We start from the raw sequence: 11,160 nt of genomic DNA, 5'->3' as shown, positions 1-11,160 counted from the left end.
GACCCCTGTAGAATACAGGAATCAAGCCATGGTAGCTTAAATCAATATCTAAACTTGTCTAACTTTTCTGTTGCACTTCATCATCGATTTTCTCGGTGCTCGTCTTTTATTGACCTTCATAATTACAACTTGGTATCAATTAAATCTGCTGCCATGTGGAACACATCGGTCAACGACATATTCTTATCGGCAAACTTCTTGTTCAATAGTAATTGTCGGAAGTCTTCGATTGAAATGTTCTCGCGGTCCTTTATTGGGAATCCTTGACCAGAGAACGAACCGGTCGTCAAAGTCACAACCAGGCCGTCTCGACTATCCAGCCGAACACCATATTCCTCGAAGTAATAACCGTCATCATAATTACCAGTTAATTGCTTGTGATTCTTGAAATAATTTGTAATGAATTCGTGGAATTTCTCTTTTGAGTTAACGACGTCTTTCCATTCTGTTTGAGTAGTAGCTGCCATACTAAAGCTTCCTTTCCCTCTATAAACAAACTTAGTACAAATCAATAACACTCGTAAAATGGTTTAGAAATGTAAATGAATGTTCCTATCTCACTTACAATTTTCATTCTAAACACTTCGAGCCCGATTTCAAGGGAAAGTGTCGATGTAAACGTTACCAGTTTTGAATTTGTAACATCCAAAAATTAACCGTTTTCAGAAAATAAATGAAAAAGTCATGATATCGCTGGTCCACCCTACTCCGCCTATAATGAAGATGGATTAGAGAATATATCATCATTTATTGAATGGGGATGACCATTATGTCATTCAATCATGTATTTTATAAGAACCCCTACTTCTGGGGATTTACCTTTATGTTTGTGGTAGCGATCATTGCAACATTATCGGCCGGCACCCCAAGCATGTTTAGCTGGCAGTGGTGGCTGGATATGATTCTTGGAATTGCCTGGATCGCCGTGGCCGTCTATATTGGCTGGCATCCACCAAAGAATCCAAATGAGAAACTTTAACAAACAATCTGAGACAATCGCATTTTGATCCCAGAGGTTAACGAAAAGAACCAATTATTCCTAATTTTTTTGAAATAGTTGATTCTTTTCGTTAAATGGCTGGGATCAGCCGTTTGGCGCAGCTTTTACCCAAGTGGCTGCGGCGATCCAAACGAATAATCACTGATTAGAAATTAATAGATGTCCCAGCCTTTTCCTGCAAATAACAATTAGACAGCCAAAAAACTTGTACTGCTTATCAGAATAGCCGATAATGAAATGAGCATTTCATCAAAATCAATCTACTGACATCATAAGGGGCGGATTTTAACAATGAAATTCAAACAGATTCTCTTTGCAACTGCCTTGCTAACTGGACTTTTAGCGATTCCGGCTGCGCAGGCTTCAGCGGCTGACTCAAGCACAGATCCTGATGCAACCTTACCGAGCTATCCCACTGCTAAGCAATGGGCAAATATCAAAAAAGGCTATCCAGATATCTGGAGCAAGATCAATTATTACAAAACTTCCCGGCCGGTTTCAGTCACCATCAAATTTAGTGATATGAATGATACCAAAACCGTCCACCAAAAAGTAGTCCGAATTCCAAAGGGGACAACGGTGATTGGCAAGAAATTCAAGATGAATTGGTCAAAAACTAACGTCAAAAGTTATTTCCAATTTGAATTTGATACATTGAGCTACGCGCTCTTAAAACCGGCACTGAGCAAGAACTTTGCGGCCCCTCGGCAATGGACGACGGTCGGCGCCAAAAAGATGGCTTCAATCAATAAATACTTCGTGAAAGTCCACCGACCAGCTTACATGCCGGCATATTCCAGTGGTGATCTCAACAAATTTCCCGGCGACAAAGTCAAATTCAGTCCTTGGAACGCCTCAACTGACCAAGTGAGAATCACTCCTGACGGCTACGTTGAGTTTACAAAAATTAATTCCGGGCAAGACAGTTACCGCTTGTTTAATTTAATGCCTGTTTCGGCAGCCAAAATTCACAAAGTTCGGGTGAAAAACAATACCCGTTATTTGTACTATTCGCATCACATCAAAGGCGTTGGCGATCGTCAAGTTGCCAAAACCGGCTCAACCAAATACCGCCTGGCAGTCAAAAATCTCCACAAACCATTCACCATGTTTGATGGCGACCAGGGTGATTTTATTATGAGCAAGTATCAACTGGGGAATACCGTTTACTATACCCAGAGTGGTGGATATAGCGCATAAGATTAAGCGCCATCGTCTATAATTGCCACATAATTTCAAAGATTACTTGTTAATACAATAATAGGCGCTTTCTCCAAATTCTTTTTTGAATTTGGAGAAGGCGTCTATTTTGTGATTTATTCCCCTATATGGATGAGGACAGCTCCTCAAAGCAGCAACCTGCATGTAAGCACCTCAAGCAAAAATTCCAAAAACCGGAATTTTCGCTTGAGGAGACTTACACTCCGGTTGCTAACCGCTTTGATACGCTCACTCTTCTTAGGACAGCTCCTCAAAGCAGAAGTCTGCACGTAAGCACCTCGGAGAAAAATTCCAAAACCAGGAATTTCCCTCCGAGGAGACTTACGCTCCGACTTCTAACCGCTTTGATACGCTCACTCCTTTTAGGACAGCTCCTCAAAGCAGAAAGCTACACATAAGCACCTCAGCCAAAAATTCCTGAATCGGGAATTTCTGGCTGAGGAGACTTATGCTCCGCTTTCTAACCGCTTTGATACGCTCACTTGTATTAGGACAACTGCGTAAAGCAGAAACTTCCACCTAAGCACCTTTGGCAAAAATTCCAGAATCGGGGATTTCTGCCAAAAGAGACTTAGGTTCCAGTTTCTAATCGCTTTACTCCGCTCACTTATTTAATTCCCCCAACGCTTCCTCCAGCTTCTGTTTTTCAGCATCATCCAAATCTGGGTAACTCAATGGTAACTTTTTCATCCGCTGATCGATTATGTCTGACACACATAGTCTGGAATACCACTTGTCGTCCGATGGAATCACGTACCACGGATTTTTCTTGTTAGCCGTATGATTAATTGCATCTTCATATGCTTTTTGATAATCATCCCAATAGCGGCGTTCCCGAATATCAGCTGACGAGAATTTCCAGTTATGATCCGGCAAATCAATTCGTCTGCGGAAACGGTCCTTTTGTTCGTTCTTAGACATGTGTAAGAAGAATTTCAGGACCAGGAACCCATTTCGAGTTAAGTAATCTTCAAAGAAATTGAAATCTTTGAACCGGTCTTCATAGAATTGATCGTCAACTTGATCCAGCTTTGTGATGCCACCAATATGCGCATCGACAATTAACTGTGGGTGAACCCGGCTGACCAAGACATCTTCATAATAAGAACGATTAAAAATACCGATCATCCCCCGCTCAGGAACATGGCGATGAATCCGCCAAAGATAATCATGAGAGAGTTCAATACTAGTTGGCTGCTTAAAGCTGGTGACTTCACAGCCCTGTGGATTAACGCCACTCAAAATGTGGCGGATCATACTGTCCTTGCCAGCCCCATCCATGCCTTGAATAATGACCAGAACGCCATAGTGGGTCTGGGCGTATAATTTGCCCTGCAAGTCCTGCAAAAGCTCAATATTTTTTTCGATGCGAGCTTTAATGTCGTCTTTAGACAATTTCTCATCAACGGCATTCGTGCTAGTCTTCTTAATTTTAAACTCCGCTTTTCCCGTATAACGAAACGACTTTTCCCGATCAAAGATTTTTTTGTTATCCATAATGTGACCCCCTCAGTTTGTGATTGATATTTTAACTTATTTTGTCAGATAGGATCTTTCTCGCTTACAAACTAAATCTAACACAAATTAAACGGAATGGGTCAGATACTCACATTTACTTCTCATTTTGAGTATACTGGTTACATAGTATTTGTTACTAACAAAGGAGGAATCAGTTTGGACAAATTTGTTCGCGTCAACCAAGCAAGCGGTGGCAGTTCTGATCAGCTAACCGACGATTCAATCGACACTGCACTATTAAAGGACGATCTATATCAGGCAGTTAACGGCAGGTGGGAAAAAACCGCTCAGATTCCAGCCGACCACTCTTCAACCGGTGGCTTTATGGACTTGAACGACAACATTGATAAACAATTAATGGGTGACCTTGATGGCATTATTGCCACAAAGAAACAGTACGACGGCCCATTCGGCGAATTTTTGAAGCTATATGAATTAGCTCGTAACTTTAAAAAGCGGGATGCCGATGGTGCTAACCCGGTTAAGCCTTATTTGGAAAAAATTGAAAACCTTTCTAATTTTGAGGATCTCAATAATAAACTCGTTAACTTAATCAAAGCCGGATTCCTCTTACCAATCGGTTTCGGTGTCGAACCCGATATGAAGAATACCCAGGTGAATGCCTTATTTGCTGGCGCCCCAGGGTTATTTTTGCCAGATCGAACCTACTATAAAAACAGTAATCCAGCCTACAAGCAATTAATGCCAGTCTTCACCAAAATGGTTAGCCAATTATTGGTGCTAGCCGACTACAGCAGCAGTGAAGCCGATGAGATTATCGAATCGGCCAAGAAGTTTGATGCCGCCATCGCGCCTCACGTAAAATCTGCGGAGGAATCTGCCGATTACAGTAAGATGTACAACCCGATGGCTTTTGACAAATTTGCCCAATCGAGCTCGCATTTTGACTTTACGAAGCTCGCTGACGGCTTGTTTGATGAAACACCAAAACAAGTGATCGTAACCGAGCCGAAATACTACCAGGCTTTGGATACAATTACCAACGATGACACCTTCAACGATATGAAAAATTGGATGCTGGTTAATATGATCACCTCAGCAGCCGGTTATTTGTCAGAGGAATTCCGCCAGACTGGTTCCACCTTTAGCCGCGCATTGTCTGGTAAAAAAGAAGCCACCCCACAGAAGAAATCTGCGTTCTATTTGGCATCCGGTACTTTTGGCCAAACGATCGGTGATTACTACGCCAAGAAATACTTCGGCCCCAAAGCCAAAGCAGACGTTGAACATATGGTTAAAAATATGATTAGTGTCTATGAAGATCGCTTGCAAGCGAACACTTGGTTAGGAAAGGCAACGCGGGAAAAAGCGGTTTTAAAGCTCCAAAAGCTGGAACTCCAAGTAGGGTATCCCGATCACATTGATCAGTTGGAATACAAATTTAAAGTTACCCCTGAAAACGAAGGTGGCACTTTATTTGATGACATGACTAAGATCGGTGAAGTCGCCCTGGCCGACAACTTTGCCAAATTAGGCAAGCCAGTCGATCGAACCAAGTGGGAAATGAGCGCTGCTACGGTCAACGCCTATTATGAACCATTCAAGAACATTATTGTTTTCCCAGCTGCTATTTTGCAGGCACCATTCTACAGTTTGAAGCAAACGGCCAGCCAAAATTACGGTGGCATTGGCGCGGTCATTGCCCACGAAATTTCCCATGCCTTTGATAACAATGGGTCGTTGTTTGATGAATTTGGTAATTTGAATAATTGGTGGACCAAGGAAGATCACGAATACTTCTCCAAGTTGGCTGACAAGATGGTCAAAGAATTTGACGGGATTGAATTCGCTGGTGGTAAGGTCAATGGTAAGCTGACGGTATCGGAAAATATCGCTGACGCCGGTGGCTTGAGCTGTGCCAACGAGGCCGCCAAGAACGAAAAAGATTACAACTTGTATGACTTCTTCATCAACTGGGCAAAGATCTGGCGAATGAAGGCAACCAGCCAGTATAAGCAATTGCTGCTAAATATCGATGTCCATGCCCCAGCAGAATTGCGGGCTAATGTCCAGGTTAAGAATTTGGATGACTTCTATTCAACCTTTGAAGTTAAACCCGGTGATGGCATGTATTTGAAACCGGAGGATAGGGTAAAAATCTGGTAGTGAGCGGATCCAAGCGCTTAGAGATCGGAGTGTAAGTCGCCTCAAACAGAAATTCCGGTTTTGGGAATTTTTGTTTGAGGTGCTTACATGCAGATCTCTGCTTGGAGGAGCTGTCCTAAAATGAGTGAGCGGAGTAAAGCGGTTAGAAACTGGAGCCTAAGTCTCCTTCTGCGGAAATCCCCGGTTTTGGGATTTTTGCAGAAGGTGCTTAGGTGGAAGTTTCTGCTTTACGCAGCTGTCCTACTCCATGTAGCCCCAGAAACGCCACTACTTCCGATTACAAATCAACAAAATAACGATCAATCCTCCATCTAAAAAAGGATCGATCGTTATTTTGTCTCATCCAAGAAACTAATCTTTCATAGCCCAAACATAACCGCCGACTACCAAGACGATCCCGACAGCTATCAACAATCCCGCCAAATAATGAGCTTGATAAAACATGCTGTAACAAATGATTCCAGCTCCTGCAACCATTGCTGAGGCAATCCCAGAAGCTAATAACGTCTTTGGAAATGAATTAGGTCACCAAATACCATTGACGCCCATGTTAATTGTAAACATAATCAACCAGGAAATAAGAAATGTCCACGACACTTTGTCACCTCCTGAGCCACAAAGTATCCCGGGATTAAAAATTCTGCCCAAGAATACTACCTTTGCGCTTGGCGTCAAGATACGTGTCCCTCATCAGTTAAAGAAGCCCCACAAAGTTGGTTCAGGTCAACTCTGTGGAGCTTCTTGTTGTTACTAGTATTTAAGAATCAAGAACAATCATTAATCGGTAAGTATGATAACCTTTAGACCAATTGTAATATAGCTGCTGCTAACTCTCTACTTCTTCACATAATAATCAATCAAACTAATCAACGCTTCCAAAAACATCCCGATCACCATCAAATACATGACAATCATATTCATGCCCATGTACAGCAAAATACCCATGATAAAATATAGGCAGACAAAGAACCAACGTAACCAAATGTTGCGGACCATGTGGGAACACTCCCCTCTTTATGTATTTTTTAGTTGTGCAATTTCCACAGAAGCCCCGAAGAATTGATCGCTTCAAGGAAGATACCCCCGCAAGCAGAATCTTCTACCGATGACCGCTGTTGGCATTTATAGGCAACATTGTGTGCAAAGCACATAAGCGCCCTTAGTCGAAACTTTTGGTCAACATTACTGAGAATAGTGCTCAGCAAAGCAATAACCTGCACATAAGCACCGCCAACAAAACTCCCAAAACAAGGGATTTTTGTTGGCGGAGACTTATGTTCCAACTTTTAACCGCTTTGCTTCGCACACTTTATACTTTAGAACCATTCCAACTTAAAAACAAATCAATTGTTATTTTTCATCATCAAATGTAAACTGGAAAGCGTTCATATATATTTCATGTAAACAGCGCATTAATGATATATAATATACATAAAGAGTACCAAACCAGTGAGGTGATAGCATGAAACTAACAGAATATCTTCATGACCAACTGCAGTTTTTAAATGATCAAATGAGTTCCGCCAAAAAAGATAAAGACGAAACCATGCAGTACTTGGTTGACTCTAAAATCACGGAAGTTAAATTAATTCTTGAAGCCTTACAAAAGGGCATCATCGACGAAATGAGTTAAAAAGTGGCCGCTTGGCCATTTTTTATGTTTTAATAGGTATTAGGCTTTATGAGTTAGTTCAATCAAAATAAAAGGAAGTAAAGTAATTGATTACATTAAAATCACCACGTGAAATCGAAAAAATGGCCGAATCAGGCGCAGTTCTTGCCGGGGTTCATAAGGAACTTCGGAAGATAATCAAGCCTGGTTTGGATACCTGGGACATTGAGTTGTTTGCCCGTCGCTACATCAAGGAACACAATGCTTATCCCTCAGAAATGGGCTTTGATGGCTATAAGTTTGCCACTTGTATCTCAATTAATGAAGAAGTTGCCCACGGAATTCCACGTAAAGGCTTAAAGCTCAAGAACGGTGATGTTCTCAAAGTTGATATGTGTGTCAACAAGGACGGCTTTGAAAGTGATTCCTGCTGGACCTACGCAGTTGGTGACGTTTCAGATGAAATCAAGAAGTTAATGGAAGTGACTCGCAAGGGCCTCTATCTGGGAATTGACCAAGCTGTCATCGGCAACCGTCTGGGTGACATTGGTGCCGCAGTTCAGACCTACGTTGAAGATGAAAACCACATGGGTGACGTCCGTGAATTAATTGGCCATGGGATTCAACCATCAATCCACGAAGCACCAAACGTTCCGGCTTATGGTGTCCCAGGCCAAGGCCTTCGTCTTAAAGAAGGCATGACCATCACCATTGAACCAATGGTCAATACAGGTACTTGGGAAATCAAGGACCGTTATGACAAGAAAGATGACTGGACTTATTACGTATCAGCAGACGGCACCCCATCTGCCCAGTACGAACACACCTTGGCAATCACCAAGGATGGTCCGAAGATCTTGACCTCACAAGATCCAGATATCGATAAAAAATACTTGCTAAACTAGCCTGACAATCACGATCGACTGGTTGCAACCAATTAATAAAACCCAACGCATTCCAAGCCGGAATAGTTGGGCTTTTCATTAAACATTAAAATGATAAATGGCTGAAATTGGGGAGCAATCAATTGTCTACTGCCACCAACATTAATCCAGTCATTTCACTTATCCTGTGGATAATCATCACCAGCATCCCCCTTTTTGTAAACCTATCATTAATACTTTATAACCAACTTGTTTTATAATTGTGAGAGGAAGGACTGATTATATGAACAATAAAGATTTTAAGTTTCCAGACACCGCCGCATATAATTTTGTTATTGACGCTTTAAAATCACGGGGCGTCACCCCTGAAGATATTTCGAAAATGGCCTACAAGCTCCAGAAAACGTACATCTCTGACATCTCCATGGAAGAAGTCAGAAAAGACACCACGGATGTGCTTCATAAGCGGGAAGTGCTGAACAACGCAATGGTCGGCCTTGAACTCGATCGTTTGGCAACTCAGGGTCTTCTTAAAGAGCCCTTGGAAAGTATTGTCATGAATGACTCGGGCGTCTTTGGTGTCGACGAAGGAATTGCCCTCAACATCGCCAATATCTACGGCACCATTGGGATTACCAACTATGGCTACGTTGATCGTGATAAGAGCGGCGTCGTCAAAAAGCTGGACGAAGAAAAAGACGGCACCTCCAATACCTTTATCGACGATATTGTCGGTGCCATCGCCAGCGCAGTTTCGGCAAAGATTGCTCACCGGAATAACTAACGCCAGCCAAAATGTTCTAAATCCACGTCACGTTTTTTAATTCCCGAAACATAGGGATTGCCTTTAACAAAATATCTCAGCGGCTTGGTCGCCCAATCGCCCTGATTAGCAACCCCAATTCGATTTGATGCTTCAATCGCTGCGGGGATTTTTTGAGTTTGTTTATCGATATTCAACTGACAATCACCAAAGATTTCAAAGTTCATTTGCTTGTCGGCAATCCCAAACGCCTCCATCAATTTGCCAGGGCCATTGGTCAAATTGACCCCGGATTTGTCCCGATTGGTCAGCATAATATCTTCACCAATTGTCGGTTGGATTGCTCGAATCAAAATCCCTTGGGGCACGTTCTGTTCTTGGGCGGCAACATCCAGCAGGTAACGGCCATGGATCGAATAAATATAAACCGTGCCCGGTGGCCCGTAAAGCGGTTCGTTGGATGCCGTTCGCCGGCCTTTAAATGCATGCGCCGCGGAATCCTGCTGTCCCATATAGGCCTCAGCTTCAACAATCCAGCCGCCAACCTTGCCCTTGGGGGAATCATATGTCAGCAGCATCCCCAAAATGGCTTTGGTCAGTTGATCAGTCGGGGCACTGGCGTAAAATGGATCCGATTTACTCAAATTTAAACATCCCTTTAATAAAAAATAACTACAAGGAGATTCTATCATGGAACTTAAACTAGAACGAATTTATGATAAGCCTCAAGACATGTCTGGTTACCGCATCTTGGTTGATCGCTTATGGCCACGAGGAATTTCAAAGGTCAACGCGAAATTAAATGAGTGGGAAAAGGAAATTGCCCCTTCAAAAGAGCTGCGGTCCTGGTTTTCCCATGATCCGGAAAAGTTCCCGGCCTTCAAAGATAAATACGTGGCCGAACTTGATCAAAATCCTCAAACAACTGACTTTATCAAGCTCATCAACGACAAGCTCAAGGCCGGCAACGTCATCTTGCTATATGGAGCTAAGGATCGTGAAAACAATCAGGCAGTCGTTTTGAAACAATATCTTGAAAGTCACTTAGGCCAAGCCTGACGAATATTTTCCAGGGTCAGTTTTTTGGTGGACGTAAAATTAATATCGGCTTCATGTAGAACTTTCGGATCACCCACGCCAATCGATACCACGTGAGCGGCATTAATTGATTCAACGCCGACGACCCCATCATCAATCCCGATACATTCTTCCGGTTTCAAATGGATCATTTCAGCTGCCTTTAAAAAGACATCCGGCGCTGGCTTGTTATGCTTGAGCTTGGTGATATCGACAATGAGCGGAAAATAGTCCTCTAGGTCAAGTTTTTTGATTTCTTTCGGGGCATTGGCAGACGCGGAAGCAATAATCATTTGGTAGTGGTTTTGTTTAAGCTCAGCCAAAAAATTGTGAATTCCCGGTAAAATATCATCTGGATTCATTTTATCCAGCATGTTTTGATAGATTGCGTTCTTTTTATCTGCCAATTGTTCTTTTTCTGCATCAGAAAATTGGTTGAGCTGGCCGCCAACCTTTAAGATCTCATTTAGTGAATCAATTCGATCCCGACCCTTAATTGCTTCTTCAAGCTCGGCACTCCAAGTGATCCCAAGAGATTCTGCAACCTCTCGCCAAGATTGACTATGGTAGCGCCACGAATCAGTCACGATGCCATTTAGGTCGAACAAAACGCCTTTGATGTTGTTAAATTCGCTCATCGGATTCATCTCCTGTCTAAACTGGTAAAGTAAAGCCACAATTTAATAATAAGCCCGATTGTGGGGGAACACCACTTTTTGGTTCGCAGTTGAGCAGGCAAAAGACACCTGAAAAGTCTCAGTACTTATGACATAAGGCAGAAAGACCAGCAATGAACAAAAGTCGTCCATCAGTGGTCCTTCTGCCTTATTTTGGTTCTACAATATCTGTTGTTGGTAATAGATTTTATCTATTACTAATGACAGATTTTTTGTTTCTCGTTAGAATAAAAAAACGGACATTTCCTGTCCGTTCATCCAAGTCAACCACCACGAAGATT

The 11,160-nt window shown here is 42.4% G+C and carries 12 protein-coding genes; 7 read left to right on the top strand and 5 right to left on the bottom strand.

From position 1 onward, the window contains the following. Positions 1-122: 122 nt before the first annotated feature. The gene (locus KTE19_RS11205) at positions 123-467 is read right to left on the bottom strand and encodes a hypothetical protein (protein ID WP_217163406.1); all 345 of its coding nucleotides are present in this window, start codon (positions 465-467) and stop codon (positions 123-125) included. A gap of 302 nt (positions 468-769) precedes the next feature. On the opposite strand from KTE19_RS11205, the gene KTE19_RS11200 reads away from it, so the two are divergent. Beyond that, positions 770-979 carry a hypothetical protein gene (locus tag KTE19_RS11200; RefSeq protein WP_217342309.1) on the top strand — a complete coding sequence of 70 codons (210 nt, stop codon included), beginning with the start codon at positions 770-772 and terminating at the stop codon, positions 977-979. A 312-nt stretch (positions 980-1,291) separates the two neighbouring features. Beyond that, on the top strand, positions 1,292-2,200 hold the full coding sequence (locus KTE19_RS11195; protein ID WP_217163402.1) for a hypothetical protein: 909 nt from the start codon (positions 1,292-1,294) through the stop codon (positions 2,198-2,200). A 624-nt stretch (positions 2,201-2,824) separates the two neighbouring features. Here the strand turns inward: KTE19_RS11195 and KTE19_RS11190 are convergent. After that, positions 2,825-3,718 carry a polyphosphate kinase 2 family protein gene (locus KTE19_RS11190; RefSeq protein WP_217342308.1) on the bottom strand — a complete coding sequence of 298 codons (894 nt, stop codon included), beginning with the start codon at positions 3,716-3,718 and terminating at the stop codon, positions 2,825-2,827. Between the two features lie 177 nt (positions 3,719-3,895). On the opposite strand from KTE19_RS11190, the gene KTE19_RS11185 reads away from it, so the two are divergent. Further along, positions 3,896-5,866: a M13 family metallopeptidase gene (locus KTE19_RS11185; RefSeq protein WP_249778645.1), complete on the top strand. Its 1,971-nt coding sequence runs from the start codon at positions 3,896-3,898 to the stop codon at positions 5,864-5,866. Between the two features lie 834 nt (positions 5,867-6,700). Here KTE19_RS11185 and KTE19_RS11180 read toward each other — a convergent pair. Beyond that, positions 6,701-6,862 carry a hypothetical protein gene (locus KTE19_RS11180; protein WP_217163397.1) on the bottom strand — a complete coding sequence of 54 codons (162 nt, stop codon included), beginning with the start codon at positions 6,860-6,862 and terminating at the stop codon, positions 6,701-6,703. A gap of 466 nt (positions 6,863-7,328) precedes the next feature. Here KTE19_RS11180 and KTE19_RS11175 point away from each other — a divergent pair, with 466 nt between their 5' ends. From KTE19_RS11175 to KTE19_RS11165, 3 genes are all read left to right on the top strand, one after another. Continuing rightward, positions 7,329-7,499: a hypothetical protein gene (locus tag KTE19_RS11175; RefSeq protein WP_217163394.1), complete on the top strand. Its 171-nt coding sequence runs from the start codon at positions 7,329-7,331 to the stop codon at positions 7,497-7,499. A gap of 86 nt (positions 7,500-7,585) precedes the next feature. Next, positions 7,586-8,383, top strand: a complete 798-nt coding sequence (gene map / locus KTE19_RS11170) for a type I methionyl aminopeptidase (RefSeq protein WP_217163392.1) — start codon at positions 7,586-7,588, stop codon at positions 8,381-8,383. 262 nt (positions 8,384-8,645) lie between these two features. Next, positions 8,646-9,146: a phosphatidylglycerophosphatase A family protein gene (locus KTE19_RS11165; RefSeq protein ID WP_217342306.1), complete on the top strand. Its 501-nt coding sequence runs from the start codon at positions 8,646-8,648 to the stop codon at positions 9,144-9,146. Here the strand turns inward: KTE19_RS11165 and KTE19_RS11160 are convergent. Continuing rightward, on the bottom strand, positions 9,143-9,769 hold the full coding sequence (locus KTE19_RS11160; protein ID WP_249778444.1) for a DNA-3-methyladenine glycosylase: 627 nt from the start codon (positions 9,767-9,769) through the stop codon (positions 9,143-9,145). The two genes, KTE19_RS11165 and KTE19_RS11160, sit on opposite strands and share 4 nt — an antisense overlap. A gap of 46 nt (positions 9,770-9,815) precedes the next feature. Between KTE19_RS11160 and KTE19_RS11155 the strand changes: the two genes are divergently transcribed. After that, positions 9,816-10,184 (top strand): DUF488 domain-containing protein, encoded by a 369-nt coding sequence (locus tag KTE19_RS11155; RefSeq protein ID WP_217163389.1) that lies wholly within the window; start codon positions 9,816-9,818, stop codon positions 10,182-10,184. Here KTE19_RS11155 and pgmB read toward each other — a convergent pair. Beyond that, entirely contained in the window at positions 10,166-10,840 is a 675-nt protein-coding gene (gene pgmB / locus KTE19_RS11150) for a beta-phosphoglucomutase (protein ID WP_217163387.1), read from the bottom strand. The genes KTE19_RS11155 and pgmB overlap by 19 nt on opposite strands. Positions 10,841-11,160: the final 320 nt, after the last annotated feature.

Origin of the sequence: Lentilactobacillus dabitei (assembly GCF_019061365.1) — a bacterium.
GTDB classification, from domain to species: Bacteria; Bacillota; Bacilli; order Lactobacillales; family Lactobacillaceae; genus Lentilactobacillus; species Lentilactobacillus dabitei.
This window is presented reverse-complemented; position numbering and strand designations above follow the sequence as displayed.